Source organism: Martinezella sp. CNPSo 3959 (assembly GCF_057784355.1).
Window position 1 is genome coordinate 12,832 of sequence record NZ_JBXSOV010000013.1, and the last position, 21,885, is coordinate 34,716.

A 21,885-nucleotide genomic window follows, 5' to 3' on the forward strand; every position below is an offset into this window, starting at 1 on the left:
CCCCATGAATCTTCAAATCAATAACCAATCCTACCAAGTCGATTCGGAGGGAGATACGCCGCTCCTCTGGATCATCCGCGACGAGCTGGGCATGACCGGCACGAAATATGGCTGCGGGCTGGCACAATGCGGTGCCTGTTCCGTTCTTGTCGATGGCGAAGTGGTGCGCTCCTGCGTGACGCCGCTCGACAGCGTCGCCGGCCGCCAGATTACGACGATCGAGGCGATCGAGGCGGACCCGGTTGGAAAGCGTGTTGTCGCTGCCTGGGTCAAGCATCAGGTTCCGCAATGCGGCTACTGCCAATCGGGACAGGTCGTGGCAGCGACCGCACTTCTCAAGCAGATACCCAATCCTTCCGATGATGAGATCGCTGCGGCGATGATCAATCTCTGTCGATGCGGCACCTACAACGCGATCAAGACGGCGGTCAAAGATCTCTCTTCCAAGGAAGGAGAAACGCTATGACCGAGACCAGCCGCAATCTCGTTCTCGAAGATGAGTTTCCCACAGGATCCCCGGTCAACATCTCACGCCGGCACTTTCTCCTGACATCAGCCGGTGCCGCCGCAGGTGCATTCGTGCTTGGTTTTGGCGTTCCGGTTGGCCGCGCGCGAGCCCAGCAGGCGGCAAGCCCAATGCCTCCAGGCACTCGCGTTCCCGCCTTTCTCGAAATTCGCCCGGACAGCACCATCCGCTTCATGAGCCCCTTCGTCGAAGGCGGGCAAGGCGTCTTCACTGCGATGGCCCAGATCGTCGGCGAGGAACTCGATGCAGATCCGAAAACCTTCGTCGTCGAAAACGCGCCCACGGGCAGCGACTATCTGGTCGTGCATGGCCAGATGCGCATCACCGGCGGCAGCATGTCGGTGCGCACCAGCTATGAGACCATGCGCCGGCTCGGCGCGCTCGCCCGCAACATGATCCTGCAAGCCGCCGCCAAGCGCCTGGATACGCCCATTACCGAACTGACCACAGAGCCGGGCCGCGTGATCCATGCCGCATCGGGGCGCAGCCTTGCCTATGGCGACATAGCGAGCGAAGCATTGGATCTGCCAGTTCCTGCCCCTGAGAGCGTGGCGCTTCGGGACCCAAGCAAATTCCGCTGGATCGGCAAACCGGTCGAACGGCTGGATATGCATGACAAATCAACTGGTAAGGCAGTCTACGCCATAGATTGCAAGGTTGACGGCATGTTGCATGCCGCCGTCCAGCACGCTCCTCGCCTCGGCCTAACCATCGGCAAGATCCGCAACGAAGAGCAGCTCAAGGCAATGCCGGGTGTTCATTCCGTCCACAGCCTGCCCGGCGCTGTTGCAGTCGTCTCCGAGCGCTGGTGGAATGCCAAGCGGGCAGCCGAGGCCGCTCAGGTCGATTGGCGGGAGCCCGGCTCGGACGCCAATCCTGAGCTCCGCTATATGCCCGCCGATTTCTCAACCGCAGCTTTCAACGACAAGCTCGCCAACGAACCGGGCAATGGCAAGGAAGCGGAGAATGTCGGCGATATCGCCAAGGCTTTCGACGGCGCCAAGACAGTCGTTTCCGCCACCTACAGGAGCCAGTATCTGCATCATGCGCAGCTGGAGCCTCCATCGACCCTGGCCCGCTTCAACCCGGACGGCAGTCTCGAACTCTGGATGCCCAACCAGGCGCCCGAGCAATTCCAGGCCGACATCGCCAAGCTGACCGGCCTCGATCCATCGAAGGTGATAATCCACAGCCCCATCCTGGGCGGCTTCTTCGGACGGCATTTCCTGTATCCGTCGGCCAATCCCTATCCGCAGGCCATCCAGCTTGCAAAGGAAGTCGGGCGGCCGGTCAAGCTCATCTGGAGCCGCGAGGAAGAGTTTCTGCGCGATCCGATGCGTCCGATGGCGGCAGTGCGCTTCCGTGGCGCACTCGACGCCAGCGGCATGCCGGTGGCACTCGAGGCCATCAGCGCTTGCGAGGGTCCGACGGAAGGCGTCTACGGTCATAAGGAGGATTCACTCGATCCGACGGCCCTGGAGGGCCTCGCCGGCAAATCCTATGCAATCCCAAACTACCGCATCGCGCAGATCTACGTCAAAAACCCGACGACGCTCGCCTATTGGCGCTCTGTCGGCAATTCCATGAACGACTTCTTCTACGAGACGTTCCTGGACGAGCTGGCGGACAAGGGTGGACAGGACCCCTATGAGCTGCGCCTCAAGCTGCTGCAAAAGAACGAGCGGCTGAGCAATCTCCTCAAAGCGGCCGGCGATCTCTCCGGCGGCTGGAAGCGGGGGCCCTTCACGGCAGACGACGGTGCGCGGCGCGCGCGCGGCGTGGCGATGGCCTCTCCGTTCGGTAGCCATACGGCTGCGATCGCCGAAGTGTCGATCCGCAACGGCCAGGTCGTCGTCCATGACGTCTGGGAAGCGATCGACCCCGGCAGCATCGTCAATCCGGCAATCATCGAAGCTCAGGTCAATTCGGCGACCGCACTCGGCATGTCGCAGGTGCTGATGGAGGAGGCCGTCTACAAGAACGGCGAGCCGGTGGCGCGCAATTACGACCTCTATCCGATCCTGCCGCCGGATCGCATGGCGCGCGTTCACGTCCGCATCGTCGAAAGCGGGGCGGAAATGGGCGGAATCGGCGAGCCGGGCCTGCCAGCCATCCCGCCTGCGGTCGCCAATGCGGTGTCCACCCTGACGGGCAAGCGGATACGCAGCATGCCTCTCTCCAACTACGCCTTTGAAAGCTGAGGCGCGGCACTCGCTGCGCCAAGCACATATCCGGCTCTCGGCTCATTTCTGGTCCGAGAGCCGGCTTGGTCGGCTTCCGCCTGACAGAATACGAAATCCCGAAGCAAAGACATGAGGGCACCCTCTTGAAGAAACTTCTTCTGGTTCTTCTCCTGATTATCGTGCTTGTGGCCGGCGGCGTCGCATGGTTCGTAACCCGCACGCCGGCATCTCCCTTCGACAATGTCGCCGCGATACAGGCGCCCTCGGAGGACCTGCTGCAGCATGGCGAATATGTCGCGCGCCTCGGCGACTGCGTCGCCTGCCATAGCACGCCGAAAAGCGCTCCCTTCGCCGGCGGGCTGGAAATGGGGACGCCGCTCGGCTCCATCTTCACGACCAACATCACTCCAGACAAAGAAACCGGGATCGGCAACTATACGCTTGCCGATTTCGACCGTGCCGTGCGGCAGGGTGTTGCACGCGACGGGCATCGCCTCTATCCGGCCATGCCCTATCCTTCCTATGTGAAGATGAGCGACGACGACATTCGTGCGCTCTACGCCTATTTCATGAATAGGGTCGAGCCTGTGAAGCAGGCGGACAAACCCTCCGACATCAAATGGCCGATGAACATGCGCTGGCCTCTGGCGCTCTGGAACGCGGTCTTCACCGAAGGCGGCACCTATCAGCCGAAAACGGCCGGCGATGACCAGTGGAACCGTGGCGCCTATCTCGTGCAGGGGCCTGGTCATTGCGGCAGCTGTCATACGCCGCGCGCCATCACCATGGCGGAAAAAGCGCTGGATGAGAGCAGTCCGCTCTATCTTTCCGGCGCCCTTCTCGACGGCTGGTATGCACCGAGCCTGCGTGGCGACCCCAATACCGGACTTGGGCGCTGGAGCGAGGACGATATCTATGCCTTCCTGAAGACCGGCAGGAACGGTCATGCCGTCGTCTTCGGCTCGATGGCGGATGCCTTCAACAATTCGACACAGTTCATGAGTGATGACGATCTGAAGGCGATAAGCCATTACCTGAAATCCCTGCCTGGCGATCCCGCCCGCGACGGCACCCCCTGGCAATATGACGAAGGTACCGCCCAGAACGTATCGCTTTCCAACCGCGAGAATATCCCGGGTGCCCAGACATTCGTCGCCAAATGCAGCTTCTGCCATGGTGTCGACGGCCGCGGAAAGCAGCAATGGATTCCGCCGCTCGCCGGCTCTGCCGCTTCGCTTGCGAAGGAAAACGCTTCCCAGATCAATGTAACGCTGAACGGTTCCAGCCGCGTCGTGGCGAACGGCATTCCGGACGCCTATCGCATGCCGCCGTTCCGTCAGCAGCTTTCGGACCAGCAGATTGCCGATGTCCTGACATTCGTGCGCTCATCCTGGGGAAATCATGGCGGAGCGGTTTCGGCGAACGATGTGAAGGCATTGCGCGAGCATACGGATCCGGTAAGCAGCAGCCCGATCATATTGCAGATGCGATAGTTTCCCACCGGGAGCTGGCCGTTACCGGCAACAAAGGACCACATCGCGCAACGTCACGAAGCGTTTATACGGTCCCTGCCGGCAGCAGGGACCGTATAACATTCAGTTGAATGCGACGGTGCGTATTCTGCGGAGCGAGAGCGCGATCAACAGGCCAGCGATCGCAGCGGCAGTGCCCGCCAGGAAGACGCTGCCATAGCCGGCCCGGTCGGCCAAAAGGCCGGCAAATGGCCCGGTCAGCCCGTAGGCGAGGTCCTGAAAGGCCGAGAAGCCGCCAAGCGCCGTGCCGCGCAGATGCGGCTCCACCCGCCGGACGACCTCGCGGCCCATGGAAGGATAGATCAGCGAGCATCCGAGACCGGTCAAAAAGGCACCCGCCAGGGCGAGCATGGGATCGGTGGCACTCCAGATCAACAATTGGCCTACCGCTTCGACGGCCAGTGACCCGAGCGCGACCGGTAAGCCACCGATACGATCAGGCAGATGGCCGAAGAACACGCGCACCAGAACGAAGCCGACGCCGAAGGCGGTCAAGCCCAGCCCAGCGTAGTTCCATCCCTGGTCGAGGAAATAGAGCGTGAAGAAGGCGCCGATGGCGCCAAAGCCTATCCCCTGAAGGCACACGATCGCCCCATACAGCCAGACCCTGCTGACGATATTCCAAAATGGCGGGCGCTGCTCACCGGGATGCGGCGCAACGCTGGGAACCCTCCAGATCGCCACCAGCCCGAGGAACGGCAGGACGGCGCTGATCGCCATCGTCCCGGCAAAGCCGAACCGGCTGAACAACATCAACCCGATTGGCCCGCCCACGGCAAGCGCTCCATAGATGGCAGCGCCGACCAGCGCTAGGACCCGGCCCGAACGCGCCGGGCCGACGAAACCAATGCCCCAGGCAATGACGCCAACGGCAACCAGACTTTCTCCCAGCCCCAGAGCCAAGCGTCCCAGGAGAAGGAGCAGGAAGGATGGCCATGGCATGTGCGCCAGCAGGCCGGCGGCCAGAGCCGTCAAAGCGCCGGCGACATAGAATGCAAGCCCCTGTGCCACCGCGATCTTGGCGCCACGATGGTCCGAGAGCCCACCGGCATAGCCGCGCGTGAGGATCGTCGCCAGAAAGGCGATGCCGACGCCAAGCCCCGCCCAGACATTGCCAAGCTGCAGTTGTCCGCTCACGTAAAGCGGTACGATCGGAAACGAGATGCCGATGCAAAGATAGGAAATGAAGAGAATGGCGCTGAGCAGCATCAGCCGGCCGCGCGCCGGATCAGGTGTCGATTGAAAAGCCATGATAATCTCCAGGCTTTTCCTCGATCGGCGAAGGCATAAAAAAACGCACTCCGACCGACGAGGATCGTTGAGTGCGTTGCTTGACGTCAAACGCTTACGGCCAGCACGGCTGGCTGCATCTGCAATATGCGCTTGCTGAATCAGAGTCAATCCGAGCTCGCGAAGCCGAGCGGTCGGCCAACGAAGCTTCAGGCTTGCGAGATCGGTTCAGAGTTATTCGGCGACCGGACCGCACCACCCGGGCAGGTAATCGGCATCCTTGTGCTTGGCAAGATCGTGCGCCTTTTCCAGCGCGGCCTTGAAATTCTTCTCTAGATCTTTGCGCTTGATGCGGCGGCGCAAGAAATCAGCCCAGAGAAATTCGCTGAACGGCGTCGTGTCCTTGGCATAGCCGCCGACATGCCGCAGTTCGCCAGCCAAAGAGCGATAGGGATCGTCGATCAGATCCTTGATGCTCTTCGGGATGTCTTCATAGCCACGACGCTTCCCCTCTTCGTCGAATGGATGCATCCAGTCATGACAGTCCATGACGAACCAGAAGGATTCCCGGTCAAGTCGCGAAAGATCGGCAACCGTCGTGACGAGAACATTCTTCACCCCTTCCTCATAAAGCGCGAGCGAAAGATGGTGATGATCGATGACATAGTATTGGCCGCGCGGTCCGCGAATGGTCGGCACCATGTGATTTCCGAGGAACTCACCGGCCTTGTCGCCCGCGGCTTCTGCCTTGAGGCGCCAAGCCTTGCGCTTGGCCTTGACCTCGCGCATGCCGACGGTGATCTGGGTGGGTCTCAATTCTTCGATGGGAACTGGATGCAGGATCGGTTCGCGCAGCGTAACCATTTGAAAGCTCTCCGCAAAGGCAGGACCATCCGAGCCTAGCATAACCGGCCGATCCGGCAAGGTCGGCGCTATATGCTCATCGGCAAACTGTATCGGCTGAAGGCGAACCTGCCGTGAGACGCACAGCTCATGTTCGGAGATTCATTGCCTGTCATGCGGCTTTCTTGATCACCGTAAACTGCGAACGCCTGTAGAAGGCCAGCATTTCCCGCTCGAAACTCTCGACGGCAAGTAGGACCCACGGCTCATAATGGTCTTTGCGGGACCGCATCCTGCGTCGGCCATCCATCTCGAGCATTCCCCGCAACGCCCAATCTACCAACCCCATCCCATCACTCTCACCCTGACCAGGTCCATTCGCCGTCCGCCTTACCGGCCTCGATAGCGTTCGGCGGCATGGCGAACGCTAAATAGGTAAACGCTGATCGAAGGAAAGGTGAAGAAACGTTGTGTTAAGGTTTGTAACATCCGTTTGCTTGGAACTGTCGCATTGCGGAGACACCCTGGCGATAGGGGTCACCTGAACATAAGACGCGTGACGTAGCGATCGATCGCCCGCGAATTCGCGCCGATCCAGCGCCAGATCATGGCCATGGCGAATATAGTCAAAAGCCACCCGAGCATGACATCCGACGGGAAATGGGCACCGAAGATCACGCGGTTGAATGCCACGAACAGCGAGCATGGCACCATGATCGCCGCGGCAATCCATCTGCGCCGTGCAGGCACGAGAATCAACAGGGACAACGCCGCCGCAGCCGCGGCGGCTTCACCGGAAGGAAAGGAACAATTCCGGCTGCATGCCCCAGAAAACTGCCATACCGGCGTAAAGTCGGCCTTGCCCCCGAATTCGATCAGGTCACGGGGGCGTACACGTCCGATTGCGACCTTCAGTGTCTGCACGATCAATAGCGGCCCGGCGGCAAAACTCAGAAGCACGAACAATGGCTTGTGGGGAGGGCAGAACCGCAGTCGCCGCGGCAGGAAGACATGCAGAACCACGGTGACAGCCATGGCGCCGACAATATAGGGCTGGCTTTGGCGAGCGATGTCCCTCACCGCTTTCAGCCAGGGATTCTCCGCCAGCCAGAAAGCATGCCCATGGGCAAACAAGCGCGCGACCGCCAGATCGAGCTTCGGAAAAACCACAAAGACGAAGCTGGTCCAGACGATCAGCATGCCGATAACTGCCAATTCGCTATCCGCAGTTGCCTGCAGCTGACGCGGCCGCATTTGACCGGAGCCGGCGCTCCATGAATTCGATGCAAATTTCCACATGCCATGTCTCCAGAGGCGGAACGGCGCCAAGCTGAAGCCCGATTGTCAAGAAATGGCGAAGATCGCATGAAGGCTCTGTTCAGAATCGGCCATCGGACGATCGGAAAACTGTTTGGAAATTGCGGAAGCGGGCTTAGTCCGCAATAGTAAGGTTCGGGCGACAAAGTCGAACGGAAAAACGGAAGAAGCACAGGGCGCTAGGGGTGGATAACAGTCTCGTTCTTATTGTCGAGGATGAACCAGCGATCGCGCAGATACTCGAGGGCTATCTGACGCGGGACGGCTTTCGCACGGTTCGCGCAGGCGACGGCGAAACCGCGTTGCAGCACCATGCGCTTTTGAAGCCGGATCTGGTGCTGCTGGACGTTCGTTTGCCAAAACTGGACGGCTTCGGCGTGCTCGGCCGCCTGCGCCAGGCCGGCTCGACGCCAGTCATCATGGTCACGGCCGTTGCTGACGACATAGACCGCCTGAGCGGGTTGCGCCTCGGTGCCGACGACTACATCGTCAAGCCGTTCAACCCGCAGGAAGTCGTCGCCCGCGTCAGAGCGGTCTTGCGCCGGACGCAGGGCGAGCGAGCAGAAGCCATCAAGCGCTTCGGCGCGCTGGAGGTCGACTTCGGCAGCTATACGGTCTTCATCAATAAGGATGAGCGCCGTATTGCATTGCCGCTGACGCTCAGCGAATTCCGCATCCTCGCCTATATGATCCGCCATCCGACCCAGGCTTTCGCGCGTGCCGATATTCTCGATGCCTGCCTGCCGGAAAGCGATGCTCTGGTGCGGACCGTCGACACGCACATTTCCAATCTCAGGCGCAAACTGGAGGAAATGGGGCAGATCGGCTTCTTTCCTGCCGTGCGCGGCATCGGCTATCGCTTTTCGGACCCGAGATGAAGAAACCGAGATTTCCCAGCGCGCCGCTTGCCACGCTTACGGCCGTCGTCATCACGATCATGCTGCTGCTCAGCGTCGGCCTGACCTATCTGGGGGTCAACTGGTACGCGACCTATCTGGAGCAGGGTATCAGCGATGCCCTGCCGCCGCGAGCCGCAACAGCCTACAAGATGCTGAGCGAAAACAAGATCCCCGATGGGGATTCGCTCAAGCTGCTTGTCGAACATCTTAATTCGCTGACGGAGCCGACGGATCTCAAGGTGCAGCTTTCCGTGCTCGTCTTCGGCCTCATGTCAGCGCTCCTCTGCGCCGTGATCGGCGTCTTCCTGGCGCGTCGGCTCACACATCCGCTCGAAGAGCTCACCTCTGCCGCCGAGGGCCTTAAATCAGGCGACTTCTCCGTCCGCGTCCCCGCCTCCTATCGAAGCGCCCGCGAAGTCGCGAGCCTTGTCGAAACCTTCAACGCTCTTGCGACCAGCCTGGAGACGATGGAGGAACGATTGCGTTTCAACAACATGGCGGTTGCACACGAGCTGCGCACGCCGTTGACCATCCTGCAAGGATCATTGCAAAGCATGCTCGACGGCGTATTTCCAATGGACCGGAAAATCATTTCCGATCTCCTCCTGCAGGTCGAAGGCCTGGGGCGGGTTGTCGAAGACCTGCGCACCCTGTCGCTCGCCATCGGCCAGAAGCTGGTGATCGAGCGCCAGCGCATCGACACATCGCGATTGGTCGAGACTGTCATCGCCGCGGCAAAGCCCATGCTGGAAGCCAGCAGGATGCAGGTGGAAACGGAGCTGAAACCCGCCTGGATTTCAGCCGACTCTCCCCGTATCCGCCAGGCTGTATTGGCGCTTTTCGAAAATGCATGCCGCTACGCTGCAGAGGGCGGCTCGCTGCGATGCGAAACCGAACAGGTCGCGGACGATAGCGTCATCATCCGCGTTCTCGATCGCGGCCCGGGATTTCCGCTGGATATGGATGCCGTCGCGGTTAACCCGTTCTGGCGTGGCGACCCCTCGCGTTCGCGCGTGACAGGCGGCACCGGACTGGGGCTATCCGTGGTGCAGGCAATCGCGCTTGCGCATGGGGGGCACCTGGAATTCGCAAACCGGCCGGAAGGCGGCGCGATGGTGTCAATCCATTTGACGGACAGCATGCCAGGAGAAACACATGGTTTCGATGAGCAGGAAACAGCCTCCCACCAAAGCGGGCTTTGTTGAGCAAAACCATCGCGGCAGAGCGAACCCTGAAAATCTCCCCGGATCGGCGCAATCGTCTGCGGTAGCGATCTAGCGCAACAGACCTCAGGCCGGATCTTCCCGGTGCAGATCGTGGATAGCGACGGCGTCGTCGGTAAACGGCGGCAACAGCCAGTCGGTGTGACGCAGCGTCCGCTTCGTATCCTCGAGGCCCATATCCCAGTGCTCTCGCATCGAGGTGCCAGAGAACTCGTAATCCTTGGCGTGACCTTCGTAGTTCTTGTGCTGATAGATCAGGTGCACAATGTTGACGACACCGGCATCGGAATAATCGGCGATCAGTTCTTCCTCTTCCGCGGTCAGCTGATCCCTGGGGACACGCTTCAGCGCACCCAGAAGCTTCATCTTCAGTCCATGGATGCGCTTGAAATTATCGGTGTTCTGCCGCGTGCGGCTCGAATACATGATGTCTTTATGGCGTGAAAGGACATCTGGCATGCTGCGCGGCAGGACGCCGCGCGCGCTGAACAGATCGACCTGGAAGACGAGCGAACTGCGGTCTTCTTCCTGATCGAGCAGATATTGCAATGGCGTGTTGGAGACGATGCCGCCGTCCCAGTAATATTCGCCCTCGATGCGGATGGACGGGAGTGCCGGCGGCAGCGCGCCACTTGCCATGATGTGCTCGGGGCCGATGCGCATATTGTCGGTGTCGAAATAGACAAAGTTGCCGGTGCGGACATTCACCGCACCGACGCTGAAGCGCTTCTTGCCATCGTTCAGCACGTCGAAATCGATCAGCATTTCCAGCGTCTTCTTGAGCTCTGCCGAGTCATAGAAGCTGGTGGCACCTTCCGCACCCGGCAGCTCCAGCCAGGGATTGGGAAAGCGCGGCTTGAAGAAGCCGGGCTGGCCCATGGTCATCGTCATCCACGAGCTGGTGCGGTTGCGGATATCGCGAAAGAAATCACCTTCGGGCGTATAGGCCCAGATCTTGCGGCCGGAGATGATCTGCCAGAATTGCTCCAGACGCTGCAGCCGCCGACCAGGCTCGTTGCCGGCGATGATCGCGGCATTGACCGCGCCGATCGAGACGCCGGAAAGCCAGGTCGGCTCGCATCCCGCTTCGGCAAGCGCTTCGTAAACGCCAGCCTGATAGGCGCCGAGCGCGCCGCCCCCCTGGAAAACCAGGGCGACGCGATCATATTGAGCGGCAATTTCCGGGATAGTCGGGGCTGCGGCCTTGGTGTTTCGTTCAAGCACGATCCGTCTCCAGCATGAAATAGCAATGAGGTTTGGTTATCTGCGCTCTGCGAGATAGTCGTGAACGACTTCGCCGAGGCCGAGCGTCAGATCGGCGGTGAAATGAACTGCGGAAACCACTTCCAGCACAGGCAGCCGTGCGACGTCGGCCATGACATGCGGCCGAAGATCGAGGGCAGCCGGCGAAGTCCAGGCTTCCTTGATGGCGATATCGGTCAAGTAGTAGCGCACAAGCTCGCAGATGCGCGGGGTGGCATCGACATGCGGCACGATCTTGATCAGGAAGTTAGGTTCCGAGAGAGCGGACAGAAGCGGTCCCTGGTCGATCGGCTTGTGCTTGTAACCCATCGTTCCCGTGGCGCAAAGGACGCTGCCATAATGCAGCGTGCCGACGATGACCTCGCCCTCGTTGACGATCTTCGGGCTGGCAAGCTTCTTCGGAAAACCCCAGATCTCGCGGCCGCCGGTGATCGGCGCATCGTCATCCAGATACATGGAGTGGACATAGCCGCCCTTTTGTCCACGATAGGTCACCGGGATCACCTGTCCGGTCTCGGTATAATCGCCGAAGCCGGTGGAATCGGGCATGCGGATGAATTCGTATTTCACCAGCGGCTCGTCGATTTCGAGCGGCGCGGGCACGACGGCCTCAAGCGCCTCGCGCGAGGTGCGGTAGGTGATGATGATATATTCGCGATCGAAGAACCGATAGGGCCCCGGAGGATAGGAGGGATTGGTCAGCGGCATCGCATAGGCATGCTTGAGAATGTCTTCGACCTTCATCGTATCTTCCGTCGTTGGAGGAAATCGCCGGCACCGGAGCGAAAACTTGCACGGTTGCATGACAGTGAAGTGTCAGGGGACGAAAGCCCGCGGCTCACTGCAAATTGCACTGTTATCAAAGCGACATATCGGGCTGGCAGTGTGCGTTCACGTTGAGCATTTCCCTTACCCAACCATGTCACAAAGATTGCAGGAGTAGCATCATGGGTTCGTTGACTTCGAAGAATGCGCTGGTCACCGGTTCGACGAGCGGTATCGGGCTTGCGATCGCCCGTGCCTTTGCCGCTGAAGGTGCGAATGTGACGATCAACGGCCTTGGCGATGCCGATGCAATCGAAAAGGAACGTGCCGCAATCGAAGCCGATTTCGGTGTGAAGTGCCGCTATTCAGGCGCCAATATGATGAATGGCGAAGAAGTGACATCCATGGTGCGCGAAGCCGAGGAAGCCTTCGGCAGCCTCGATATTCTCGTCAACAATGCCGGCATCCAGTTCGTTGCCCCGATCGAGGAATTTCCCGACGACAAGTGGGAAGCGATCATCCGCATCAACCTGCTTGCAGCCTTCTATGCCATCAAGGCTGCCATCCCCGGCATGAAGGCACGCAAATGGGGCCGCATCATCAACACGTCCTCGGCGCATGCCCTTGTCGCCTCGCCTTTCAAGTCTGCCTATGTTTCGGCCAAGCACGGCATTACCGGTCTCACCAAGACGATCGCACTGGAAGCCGCCCAGAACGGCGTGACCGTCAACTCCATCGCGCCCGGCTATGTCTGGACGCCGCTCGTCGAGAAGCAGATCCCCGAGACGATGAAGGCGCGCAACATGACGGAAGAGCAGGTCAAGCATGATGTGCTGCTCGCCGCCCAGCCGACGAAGGAATTCGTGACCGTCGATGAAGTCGCAGCCATCGCCGTCTTCCTCTGCGGCGATGCCGCCAAGCAGATTACCGGCACGACGCTTTCCGTCGACGGCGGCTGGACCGCTGAGTGATGCGAACCATAGCCGGTACGTGCTTGAGCAGCGTGCCGGCTTTCTGCGGCCCCTAGAGCCGGATGTCGTCCGAAAACTGTCAACACTTTTCGGCATCACGCTCTAAGCTGCAGCATCAACATGAAAACAGAGCAGGAGGCGCACAATGACCGATGAAACCCAGGACCCACTCAGCCGCATCAAGGATGAGATCGTCGACAGCTTTGACGAAGAGCTGGAGATGCAGCTCGAAGAGGACCGGCTGGACGAGTTGGTCGCAGAGGGCCTTATCGGCGAAGGCGAAGCGGCGCTCGATCGCCGCGTCTATTTCCGCGAACTCTTTCGCCTTCAGCACGAGTTGGTGCGCCTGCAGGATTGGGTGCAGTACAAGAAGCTGAAGGTCGTCGTACTGTTCGAGGGCCGAGATTCCGCCGGCAAGGGCGGCGCCATCAAGCGTGTCACCCAGCGCCTCAATCCGCGCGTCTGCCGCGTGGTCGCACTGCCGGCTCCGACCGAGCGCGAGCGGCATCAATGGTATTTCCAGCGCTACGCCGCCCACCTGCCGACAGCAGGCGAAATGGTGCTGTTCGATCGCAGCTGGTATAACCGCGCCGGTGTCGAACGCGTCATGGGCTTCTGCTCGCCTGAGGAGCTGGAAGAGTTCTTCCGCTCCGTGCCGGATTTCGAGCGCATGCTGGTTCGCTCTGGCATCATTCTCCTGAAATACTGGTTCTCGATCACCGACGAGGAGCAGGAATTCCGCTTCAACATGCGCATTCAGGACCCACTGAAGCAGTGGAAGCTTTCGCCGATGGACCTCCAGAGCCGCGTGCATTGGGAAGAATATACCAAGGCCAAGGAAGAGATGTTGGAGCGCACCCATATTCCGGAAGCGCCGTGGTGGGTCGTCCATGCCGTCGACAAGAAGAAAGCTCGCCTCAACTGCATCGCCCATCTTCTGGGCCAGATCCCCTACGAAAGCGTACCGAAGCCGGAAATCGTGCTGCCGGAGCGCATGCGCAATGCAGACTATCACCGTACGCCGGTGCCGCCGGAAATGTACGTGCCGGAAATCTACTGATCAAGACCGATGAGGGGTCCGCCTCTGGCGGCCCCTCTGAAGAATTACTTGAAAACGAAATCGCTCTCATTCCACCGCCGGCAAGCCTGACCGGCTCAAGGTCAGGCTGGGCGATAGGCCCATTCGGATATGGCGCCCAAGCCCAGCCGCCGCAAGAGCTCATAAGCAACCCTCCGGTTGATGGGATCGTGCAGCCTGAGGACTTTCGAGCCAAGAAAATCCATCTCCGCATGCTCAAACGGCAGGAGATGTCGTGCCCTGCCAAGCGCGGCCCGATAGAACTCATGAAAATCCCGCCGGCAGACGTAGGTCTTATACTTCGTCATGCAGAAGGCGGCAAAGGTATCGCTGTTCCTGCGCAGAAAATCGGAGACGCCGACCGTCACCTCCGGCCAGGCCGGATTGAAGGTGTCGTCGAAGGCGATGATGCCGTGATCGGCCAGTACGCTCTTCGCCAACCGGCTGTCGGCAACGATATGGCGAAGCAAATGTCCACCATCGATGCTGAAAAAACGAACCTGCCCAACCCTATCGATGATAGCCTGCGGATCGAGCCCGGTACTATCGCCTGTTATAACGAGGTCCTCATCAACGGGAATGCCCAGTGATCTTCCGTTGTCGAGAAAGCGTTGATATTGCGCCCCATCCGCTTCTATGTCGAAAAGATCGATCGCAAGCACATTGTCGTCGGGTGCACTGATCTTGCGAAGCAAAAAATAGGACCGCCCGTAATAAACCCCGATTTCGGCAAGGCCGCCGTAAAGTTTCTCCTGTCTTTGCTTTTCGATCAACGACAGGAAGACAAGCGCATCCGGTGGGTCGATGTAGCCATCGATTTTCTGAAGATCGCGAAATACAAATTTTCGAACGCCCGATTTCAAATGTAAACCTCATTGGTTTTCTTCATGCATTTCGCCTCCGAGCTGCTCATCGGTTAGGACCGGTCGATCAAGAAACGCCCCATTTCTGCGGGACCGCGACAGCGAAGCCGGAAGCTCTCGAAAATTGGGGTGGTACGGCGTCAAGGCGAGCGCCACTCACGGATATAGCGACCTTTCTGTCGTATTCCGGATAGTCATGCGCTGGTTGGATAGTTCCGACCCATATCAGGTTCAGAGCCAAAGCAGCATCGTAGATGATGACGAATAGCGAGCTGGCGCTCTAAGTGATGTATAATGTGAGTCTAAAATTCACATCATCGGCCGAGGAGACCGTCATGACTGCGCCGCATCCGTCCAAAACGCATATCGGCAACCACCCCCTCCATCCCGAAACACAGATGCTGAATTACGGCTATGACCCTGAGCTCTCCGAGGGCGCGGTCAAGCCACCGGTTTTCCTGACCTCCACCTTCGTCTTCAAATCGGCCGAGGACGGGCGTGATTTCTTCAACTATATCTCCGGCCGCACCGAGCCGCCGGCCGGCACGGGGGTCGGCCTCGTCTATTCCCGCTTCAATCACCCGAACAGCGAAATCGTCGAGGATCGTCTTGCCGTCTATGAAAAGGCGGAAAGCGGAGCACTGTTTTCCTCCGGCATGTCGGCTATCGCGACCGCCCTTCTCACCTTTACGCGCCCGGGCGATGCGATCCTGCATTCGCAGCCGCTCTATGGCGGCACGGAAACGCTGGTCGCCAAGACATTCCTCAATCTCGGTGTCGCGGCCGTCGGCTTCGCCGACGGTGTCAACGAAGGCTCGGTGACGGCAGCTGCCGAGGAGGCCATGGCCAAAGGCCGTGTCTCGGTCATTCTCGTGGAAACGCCTGCTAACCCCACGAACAGCCTCGTCGATATCGCGATGATCCGCCGCATTGCCGATGCGATCGGCAGAAAGCAGGGACACACGCCGATCATCGCCTGCGACAATACCCTGCTCGGCCCGGTCTTCCAGCGGCCGATCGAGCATGGCGCGGATATTTCCCTCTACTCGCTGACCAAATATGTCGGCGGCCATTCCGATCTGATTGCCGGCGCCGCACTCGGCTCCAGAGCAATCATCAAACAGGTGAAGGCATTGCGTGGAGCGATCGGCACCCAGCTCGATCCGCATTCCTGCTGGATGCTCGGCCGATCGCTGGAAACGCTGCAGATCCGCATGGAGCGGGCAAACGGCAACGCACGGGCGGTTGCCGATTTCCTGCGGGACCATCCGAAGGTCGAGCAGATCCACTACCTGCCCTACATCGACCCCTCTTCAGCGACCGGCCGCACATTCGCCGCCCAGTGCACCGGCGCGGGCTCCACCTTCTCCTTCGATATCAAGGGCGGCCAGCCGGCATCATTCAAATTCTTGAATGCGCTGCAGATCTTCAAGCTCGCCGTCAGCCTCGGCGGCACGGAATCGCTGGCCTCCCATCCTGCCACAACGACGCATTCGGGCGTACCTGTGGATGTACGCCACCGCATCGGCGTGCTGGAATCGACGATTCGCCTGTCGATCGGCATAGAGCATCCAGACGACCTGATCGCCGATCTGGCATCCGCGCTCGAAGCCGCGTGACGGAGATCTTACGGATTTACGACACGGATGAACGCTGCAACGATCAGCTATGCACGGTCAGAAGGTTCGCATCCCGCGCAAGGCGCCACCGACCATCGGCCTCCTTGCGCAGAAGAGTGAGTGTGTAACCCGATTGTTTGATGGCATCGGCGTCGGGCGATGTCATCGTGATGTCGATATGGTTGCGAATGAAGGCCCAGTCGCCCAGCACCCGCAATTCGACGATCTCGCTGGAGCCCTCCATCTTTATGCCGTCCTTGCCCTTGGAGGCTGCGGCGAAGGCTTGCTTGCCAAACGGCTCTCGGCCCGGCACCATGAAGACGACATCATCGGTCATCAGCCCCAAAACAGTTGCCGTATCGCCCGCTTTGCTTGCGGCGATCCAGGTTTCCACGACTTTGCGGATTGCCTTTTCATCCTCCGTCATTCCTAAATCTCCTCCATAGGCAGCGCCGCATTGCAACAGCGGCTGCGTTTCAACTCATGAGGCGAGGACTATTGGACGGAGAAAGTCTGCACCATCTATGCCCAATCATCCGCCCTGCTTTCAATATCCGGATTAATAATGTAGCGCGCTCCGTCATGCCGGACATAGCAGACAGCGGGCCTTCCTTGCCGCAGACGAACCGGCCTAATCCGACCCATCCTTGGGCTCGGCGGCGCGCAGGGCATCGCTAAGCTCGCGCTGCCGGCGCCGGCCCGCTCCAACAAGGCAAGCGCGGAATATCCTATCGCGACCTGAGCTGGGCAATCGAGAGCATGAGGTCCGCGCTCATGCCAACTCCGGAGCCACGTGTGAGAATGGCTGACGCGGGTGAGGCGGTGCTCCCGCCATTTGCCGCATCAAAAACGGCCGAGAAGCGCTTGAGCAGCTTGTCCACCTTCCCAGCATCGTGCAGATCCTTGACGGGGAATAGTTTTTCCAACATCGCTGCCTGGCGGGTCACATCCATGTTCGACATGGATGCGGGCAGCGAATACGTCGTCTTGATCACATTGTAGAGCGCAGGATCCGACATGATATCGTAGACGGAATTGACCTGCGGCGCCTTGCGCTGGAAATAGAGGGCGAGGCGGACGCCTTCGTTGGAGTCGCCCTGTTGCGATTCCAGGGTCTGATGAAGATAGAGATCGTTGGTTGCCAGACGCGCGCCCTTGTTCTGTCCCGCCTCGATCTTGGCCGTCGTCAGATTTCCCTTGGCATCGAAGTTGAAGACGTTCACCATCGCCTTGAAGCGCTGGCCTGCCTGCGTATTCAAAAAGCCTTTGGCATCCTCGGGATCCGCGGTGAAGGCCTTCTTCAAGGTAGCCTTGTCGACTGACTTGGGATCGATATTGTTCGCAACAAGGATAAACTCCGTCAGCTTCTTGTCGGCCAGGAGATCATCGACGGTCTTGATCTTGACGATCGATTCGCTGAATTCGGTCGCCGCGTCCTTGGCATCCTTGACCGCCTTGTCCCGCATCTCGCCGGTCAGCCCGAAGGTCTTCGACTTGGAATAGGCTGAGATCAAGCTGTTGATCGAAGCCTGCGACAGCGCCGTGACAGGCGCCCGCAGATTGCCTTTGCTGTCAAAATTATATGCCTTGGCAAGCTCGACGAACCTGCTGTCTTTCAGCGAGTTGACATAGCTCTTGCTGTCATAGGGATCGCTTTCCAGGATCTTGCGCAGCTGATCTCTGGAGACCTCATTCTTGCCGATGCCAAAGGCGCGAAGCGCCATATCTTCCACAGTGGGAAGATCCTTGCTCTTTATGTCGTTGGCGGCAAAGAAGTCCGCGATCGTCTTTATCTCGCCAACCGCGGTCTTGTAGTGTTTCTCGGCATCGGTGAACAGAGCCTGTTTCGCGCCCTTGGCCTGCTTCAAATATTTGATCGAGATATCGTCGATGGCCTGCGGCGTCTGTGCCGGCTGGCCGGCCGGCAGCGTTCCGTCGGATGCAAACTGGAAATGCGCGACCATATCCGCCATTCCGGTCAATGCGGCATAGTCGGAATTCGTGAAGGCTAGGTTGAACTGGACCGGGGCGAGCTTGGGATCGAGGTTGAATGCCGTCTTGATATAGGAAAACAGCCTGTTGTCGCCAGTGATCTCGCTGAGCGACTGAACTTTCGTGATTGCCTGGCGATAATAGTCGTCATTGCTGGTGGCCGCAGCCGGTGTCAGCAGATTCGGGACCATGCTGTCATAGCGCGAGATCATGGCTTCCTTTTGCTGCGTTGTCTGGGCAGTCGCGCCGGAAAGCGTTCCATCCGCATTGAAGCCGAACTGCGACGCAATCAGCTTATATGTCGCCTGGACCGATACGGAAGAGAAGTTGCTCGCCGTGTTAACGAAGCTGTTGGGGTCGTTGACATCGCTGGTCAGAACCGACTTCAGGAAGGTTTTCGATATATTGTCGGGGCTCAAGCCATGCGCTCGCAGAATATAGTCCGTCATCCTGCTGCTGTTGACGATATCGTCGACATTCGACACCTTGTCGATCCAGGTATCGTAGAACTTACTTTCCTTCTTGGCCAAGGTGGTTTCATTGGCGAAGGATTGCTCATAGAGCCCGATCGTATCGGTCTTCTGGGAATCGCTTTGGGCGGATTGATTTTTCGACGCGCCGCCAAAATTGAAAGCGGCGGCAAATTGCCGATAGCGGCTGTCCGTCAGCTTGTTTGCAAAGCTGCTCGTGTTGCTGAGATCACTCGTCAGAACCTTTTTCATGAAGGCTTTGGCGTAGGTCATATCCTCCAGGCCGTAGGCTTTCATCGCATAGCTATATAGCTTGTAGTCGTTCAGAAATTCGTCGACATTCTTAACTTTGCCGATATGCGTATCGTAATATTGCTGATCGCTTTTGACCGTCGCCTGTTTGGCGATGCCGGCCAGCGTCGATGCCATGTCCTTTGTCGCGGACACGTAGCCGAGATACGTCGAAATCATAGATCGCCCCCACAGCGCAGTTCACTAGTATTCGCCCCGCACGAACTATCGCAACCAGACCTTGCGCGAGGCTATATCGGCAATCAAAACGTCACATAAGCCTACGGGAAAAGAGCGGCCAACCGACGCGCTTTTGACCGCTGCCGTCAGGCGCGGAGCGCCGCAGCGGGACTGGAGCGCAAGGCACTGACCGCCGGGACGACAGAGATGATCGCCGCAACGGCCGCGAAACCTCCGACAAGCCATAGATCTTCGAAGACGAAGCCAACCGGCAAATGCACCGCCGTCGAAGCCGCAAGTCTCGCAGAGATCGTCAGTGCCGCGAGATAGCCAAACGCAATGCCGAGCGCGATGCCGGCGGCAAACAGAATGAAGAGCTCACCCCAGACAAGCGTGACGATCGAGCGGACCGGCGTTCCGAGCGCCCGCAAGGCACCGATCTGCCGCCGCCTGGATCCGACATGCATGATGGTGACAAGCACGATGGCGGCAATGACGATCGCTTGCGTCCCGAGCGCGATCGCCAGAAGCAGACTGCGGGCATCGCCGAGCGTCGCGTAGAGTCTGGTCAACACCTCCGCGGGAAAGACGCCAAGGGTCGTGCCGGTGCGGTATTCCTGCCTGAGGCGATAGGCATCGGCAATCGTCTTCGGCTTGACGAGAACGGCGGGCACGCCAGGCGTCTGCGCGTCGAAATGCTCATCCAACGGCGCATCAGCGTCGATATGCCCGTGTTCGTGGCCTTCAACACGATCTTGTTCCGGATTGGCCGCGCCGTGCGCATCTGCTTCATCGCCATCATGGTCGTGATGTTCCCCGCCATGCATGCCGTGCAACTGCCAGACAGCCCGGATCGGCACCAGGATCGCGCGGTCCCAAGCGGTTCCCGTCGGCGCCATGCGGCCGGTGATCTTGTAGGCGATGGCCGTATGGGTTTCGCCGCCTGCCTCAGCCGTGCCGTGCATCGGCTTGACTTCCGCACCGGTCGACAAGGCGACATCGGAGCCGACAACCGCTTCGCCGAGGTGTGCAAACATCGCACCTTGCGAGAGGGATGGCGAAAGGGACGTGATCAGGCCTGTGGTTGTGCCGACGATCGGATGCCCGTAGGCAGAATCGCCAAAGCCGACGGGTGCGGCCAATTCGACACGTGGATCGTTGGCAAGGCGGGAAAGAACGGCGCCGTCCATCAGCGGCAGCGGCGCGGGCTGCAGAAAGACGGCGGAAAGCGCCAGCTGCGTCTCGCTGCCTGCGGCTCCGACAAGCAGATCGAATTTCTCAGCGGCGCGGGCGCTACCGAGACGGACGGCCCGCTCCTGCAGCGTCACGGTCACGCTCAGCGCGACCGACAGGGCAATCAGCACGACGACAGCCAGCGCCCCACTCCAGAAACGCCTGAGATCGGCAAGGATGAAGGTGATCATTGCGCGGCCACCTCTTGGCTGTCTTCCTCGATGCGCCCGCTTGCCAGATTGATGCGACGACCAAGACTCTCGGCGAGCGCTGTGTCATGCGTGACCACGATGAGCGTCGTCCCTTCTTCTGCCGACAATTGCAGCAGCAGCTCTGCAACCTCGTTACCTGCCTGGCGATCCAGGCTGGCGGTCGGCTCGTCGGCGACGATGACGCCCGGACGCGACAGCAGCGCGCGGGCAACGGCAACGCGCTGCATCTCGCCGCGCGACAAAGTTTCGATCTTTTGCTGCGGCCGGGAGATACCGGTCACCGCCAGCAGATAAAGCGCTCGTTCCCGTTCGCTGGCCGCAAGGCGCCGGGTCAGCTTGATCGGCAACACGACGTTCTCCAAGGCGGACAGTCCGGGAAACAGATGAAAATCCTGCATGACAAGGCCGATATTGCGGGCGCGAAAGGCGTCGCGCCGGCCGGCGGAGAGGCGCGTGATTTCCGTTCCGCTCCAGGATACGCTGCCATCCCTGATGTCTTCCAGCCCGGTAATCGCATTGACGAAGGTGCTCTTGCCCGAGCCGGACGCACCCGTGATCGCAAGCCGACCGCCCGCTGGCAGATGGAAGCGGTCGATGGAGAGAACCGGCGCGGCAAGACCGGGGAACTGCATCCTCAGGCCGGAAACATCGAGAGCGAGCATGAGGATCAAACGGTCTTGAACGAGGCGTCCCTGAGACGCAGCTGGCTGATGAAGCCGGTTTCGGGGTCGGTCCACGAACCGAACTCCAGCACGCCGCGCGCCATGATCGGCGCGTTGTACTGCACGAATGTCTGCTTGGACGAGAGATAGACGACCACGATATTATCTGGCCAGTCGGCATCGGAAGAGCAGAAGGGGCAAAGCGACATCGGGATTTCCGTGAGCACGAAGAAAGCCGCCTCCGCCTTCAAGGGCGGTGCCATGAAGCCATTGATGGCGACGTCCTTGCCGCTCGACTGCTTGACCTTGTCGGAAAATTCGAGCCCCAGCGGACCGAAACTCTTGTAGAGCTCGCCGAAGCCTAGTTTCTCCGAGGCATTGGCACGTACCGCAATGCCCATGACAGGCAAGGCTGCGGCGGCGGCCAGAAAGTCTCGACGATTGATGGTGGCGATCTGATGCTTCGACATCGCGTACCCTCATAAAAATGGAGAAAACAGGCGGTTTCGACACCGCCTGCCCTATTCACATGG

19 protein-coding genes are annotated in these 21,885 nt (G+C 59.7%); 8 read left to right on the forward strand and 11 right to left on the reverse strand.

What is annotated here, in order from left to right:
- The first annotated feature begins 4 nt into the window (after positions 1–4).
- The 3 genes from AC13RE_RS22590 (at position 5) to AC13RE_RS22600 (ending at position 4,202) form a co-directional block, all read left to right on the forward strand.
- The gene (locus tag AC13RE_RS22590; RefSeq protein WP_112335900.1) at positions 5–466 is read left to right on the forward strand and encodes a (2Fe-2S)-binding protein; all 462 of its coding nucleotides are present in this window, start codon (positions 5–7) and stop codon (positions 464–466) included.
- Positions 463–2,727, forward strand: coding sequence for a xanthine dehydrogenase family protein molybdopterin-binding subunit (locus tag AC13RE_RS22595; protein ID WP_488564592.1), 2,265 nt, complete (start codon positions 463–465; stop codon positions 2,725–2,727). Before AC13RE_RS22590 ends, AC13RE_RS22595 begins: the two co-directional genes overlap by 4 nt.
- Positions 2,728–2,852: 125 nt before the next feature.
- Positions 2,853–4,202 carry a c-type cytochrome gene (locus AC13RE_RS22600; RefSeq protein WP_488564593.1) on the forward strand — a complete coding sequence of 450 codons (1,350 nt, stop codon included), beginning with the start codon at positions 2,853–2,855 and terminating at the stop codon, positions 4,200–4,202.
- 102 nt (positions 4,203–4,304) lie between these two features.
- On the opposite strand, the gene AC13RE_RS22605 is transcribed toward AC13RE_RS22600, so the two are convergent.
- The 3 genes from AC13RE_RS22605 to AC13RE_RS22615 form a co-directional block, all read right to left on the reverse strand.
- Positions 4,305–5,492 (reverse strand): arabinose transporter, encoded by a 1,188-nt coding sequence (locus AC13RE_RS22605; protein ID WP_488564594.1) that lies wholly within the window; start codon positions 5,490–5,492, stop codon positions 4,305–4,307.
- Between the two features lie 213 nt (positions 5,493–5,705).
- On the reverse strand, positions 5,706–6,335 hold the full coding sequence (locus tag AC13RE_RS22610; RefSeq protein WP_112336116.1) for a ParB-like protein: 630 nt from the start codon (positions 6,333–6,335) through the stop codon (positions 5,706–5,708).
- Between the two features lie 516 nt (positions 6,336–6,851).
- Positions 6,852–7,514, reverse strand: a complete 663-nt coding sequence (locus AC13RE_RS22615) for a phosphatase PAP2 family protein (RefSeq protein WP_488564595.1) — start codon at positions 7,512–7,514, stop codon at positions 6,852–6,854.
- A 302-nt stretch (positions 7,515–7,816) separates the two neighbouring features.
- Between AC13RE_RS22615 and AC13RE_RS22620 the strand changes: the two genes are divergently transcribed.
- Together AC13RE_RS22620 and AC13RE_RS22625 are read left to right on the forward strand one after the other, a co-directional pair.
- The gene (locus AC13RE_RS22620) at positions 7,817–8,509 is read left to right on the forward strand and encodes a response regulator (RefSeq protein WP_015343517.1); all 693 of its coding nucleotides are present in this window, start codon (positions 7,817–7,819) and stop codon (positions 8,507–8,509) included.
- Positions 8,506–9,735, forward strand: a complete 1,230-nt coding sequence (locus AC13RE_RS22625; RefSeq protein ID WP_488564596.1) for an ATP-binding protein — start codon at positions 8,506–8,508, stop codon at positions 9,733–9,735. Before AC13RE_RS22620 ends, AC13RE_RS22625 begins: the two co-directional genes overlap by 4 nt.
- An 84-nt stretch (positions 9,736–9,819) precedes the next feature.
- Here the strand turns inward: AC13RE_RS22625 and AC13RE_RS22630 are convergent, their stop codons facing one another.
- Entirely contained in the window at positions 9,820–10,977 is a 1,158-nt protein-coding gene (locus AC13RE_RS22630; RefSeq protein ID WP_488564597.1) for a patatin-like phospholipase family protein, read from the reverse strand.
- A 36-nt stretch (positions 10,978–11,013) separates the two neighbouring features.
- Complete coding sequence (locus tag AC13RE_RS22635) at positions 11,014–11,760, reverse strand: acetoacetate decarboxylase (protein WP_488483996.1); 747 nt, start codon at positions 11,758–11,760, stop codon at positions 11,014–11,016.
- Between the two features lie 203 nt (positions 11,761–11,963).
- On the opposite strand from AC13RE_RS22635, the gene AC13RE_RS22640 reads away from it, so the two are divergent.
- The gene (locus AC13RE_RS22640) at positions 11,964–12,752 is read left to right on the forward strand and encodes a 3-hydroxybutyrate dehydrogenase (protein ID WP_015343521.1); all 789 of its coding nucleotides are present in this window, start codon (positions 11,964–11,966) and stop codon (positions 12,750–12,752) included.
- A 145-nt stretch (positions 12,753–12,897) separates the two neighbouring features.
- Positions 12,898–13,812, forward strand: a complete 915-nt coding sequence (gene ppk2 / locus AC13RE_RS22645) for a polyphosphate kinase 2 (RefSeq protein ID WP_132719174.1) — start codon at positions 12,898–12,900, stop codon at positions 13,810–13,812.
- Positions 13,813–13,913: 101 nt separating this feature from the next.
- Here ppk2 and AC13RE_RS22650 read toward each other — a convergent pair whose 3' ends face one another.
- Positions 13,914–14,693, reverse strand: a complete 780-nt coding sequence (locus AC13RE_RS22650) for a class I SAM-dependent methyltransferase (protein ID WP_112414218.1) — start codon at positions 14,691–14,693, stop codon at positions 13,914–13,916.
- Between the two features lie 335 nt (positions 14,694–15,028).
- On the opposite strand from AC13RE_RS22650, the gene AC13RE_RS22655 reads away from it, so the two are divergent.
- Entirely contained in the window at positions 15,029–16,312 is a 1,284-nt protein-coding gene (locus AC13RE_RS22655; RefSeq protein WP_488564598.1) for a cystathionine gamma-synthase family protein, read from the forward strand.
- Between the two features lie 43 nt (positions 16,313–16,355).
- Here AC13RE_RS22655 and AC13RE_RS22660 read toward each other — a convergent pair whose 3' ends face one another.
- The 5 genes from AC13RE_RS22660 to AC13RE_RS22680 all read right to left on the reverse strand — a co-directional run bounded on the left by AC13RE_RS22660 (position 16,356) and on the right by AC13RE_RS22680 (position 21,822).
- Entirely contained in the window at positions 16,356–16,739 is a 384-nt protein-coding gene (locus AC13RE_RS22660; RefSeq protein ID WP_488483999.1) for a YybH family protein, read from the reverse strand.
- A 301-nt stretch (positions 16,740–17,040) separates the two neighbouring features.
- Positions 17,041–19,245 carry a DUF1217 domain-containing protein gene (locus AC13RE_RS22665; protein WP_488564599.1) on the reverse strand — a complete coding sequence of 735 codons (2,205 nt, stop codon included), beginning with the start codon at positions 19,243–19,245 and terminating at the stop codon, positions 17,041–17,043.
- Positions 19,246–19,391: 146 nt separating this feature from the next.
- Complete coding sequence (locus tag AC13RE_RS22670) at positions 19,392–20,669, reverse strand: ABC transporter permease (RefSeq protein WP_488564600.1); 1,278 nt, start codon at positions 20,667–20,669, stop codon at positions 19,392–19,394.
- The gene (locus AC13RE_RS22675; RefSeq protein WP_488564601.1) at positions 20,666–21,352 is read right to left on the reverse strand and encodes an ABC transporter ATP-binding protein; all 687 of its coding nucleotides are present in this window, start codon (positions 21,350–21,352) and stop codon (positions 20,666–20,668) included. Before AC13RE_RS22675 ends, AC13RE_RS22670 begins: the two co-directional genes overlap by 4 nt.
- A 5-nt stretch (positions 21,353–21,357) precedes the next feature.
- Positions 21,358–21,822, reverse strand: a complete 465-nt coding sequence (locus AC13RE_RS22680; RefSeq protein WP_488564602.1) for a hypothetical protein — start codon at positions 21,820–21,822, stop codon at positions 21,358–21,360.
- Positions 21,823–21,885 lie beyond the last annotated feature (63 nt).

Coding starts and splice junctions, on each gene's coding strand:
- AC13RE_RS22660 (WP_488483999.1), bottom strand. CDS start 16,739: ATGACGGAGGATGAAAAGGCAATCCGCAAAGTCGTGGAAACCTGGATC.
- AC13RE_RS22670 (WP_488564600.1), bottom strand. CDS start 20,669: ATGATCACCTTCATCCTTGCCGATCTCAGGCGTTTCTGGAGTGGGGCG.
- AC13RE_RS22635 (WP_488483996.1), bottom strand. CDS start 11,760: ATGAAGGTCGAAGACATTCTCAAGCATGCCTATGCGATGCCGCTGACC.
- AC13RE_RS22595 (WP_488564592.1), top strand. CDS start 463: ATGACCGAGACCAGCCGCAATCTCGTTCTCGAAGATGAGTTTCCCACA.
- AC13RE_RS22590 (WP_112335900.1), top strand. CDS start 5: ATGAATCTTCAAATCAATAACCAATCCTACCAAGTCGATTCGGAGGGA.
- AC13RE_RS22665 (WP_488564599.1), bottom strand. CDS start 19,245: ATGATTTCGACGTATCTCGGCTACGTGTCCGCGACAAAGGACATGGCA.
- ppk2 (WP_132719174.1), top strand. CDS start 12,898: ATGACCGATGAAACCCAGGACCCACTCAGCCGCATCAAGGATGAGATC.
- AC13RE_RS22655 (WP_488564598.1), top strand. CDS start 15,029: ATGACTGCGCCGCATCCGTCCAAAACGCATATCGGCAACCACCCCCTC.
- AC13RE_RS22625 (WP_488564596.1), top strand. CDS start 8,506: ATGAAGAAACCGAGATTTCCCAGCGCGCCGCTTGCCACGCTTACGGCC.
- AC13RE_RS22680 (WP_488564602.1), bottom strand. CDS start 21,822: ATGTCGAAGCATCAGATCGCCACCATCAATCGTCGAGACTTTCTGGCC.
- AC13RE_RS22640 (WP_015343521.1), top strand. CDS start 11,964: ATGGGTTCGTTGACTTCGAAGAATGCGCTGGTCACCGGTTCGACGAGC.
- AC13RE_RS22610 (WP_112336116.1), bottom strand. CDS start 6,335: ATGGTTACGCTGCGCGAACCGATCCTGCATCCAGTTCCCATCGAAGAA.
- AC13RE_RS22605 (WP_488564594.1), bottom strand. CDS start 5,492: ATGGCTTTTCAATCGACACCTGATCCGGCGCGCGGCCGGCTGATGCTG.
- AC13RE_RS22675 (WP_488564601.1), bottom strand. CDS start 21,352: ATGCTCGCTCTCGATGTTTCCGGCCTGAGGATGCAGTTCCCCGGTCTT.
- AC13RE_RS22615 (WP_488564595.1), bottom strand. CDS start 7,514: ATGCTGATCGTCTGGACCAGCTTCGTCTTTGTGGTTTTTCCGAAGCTC.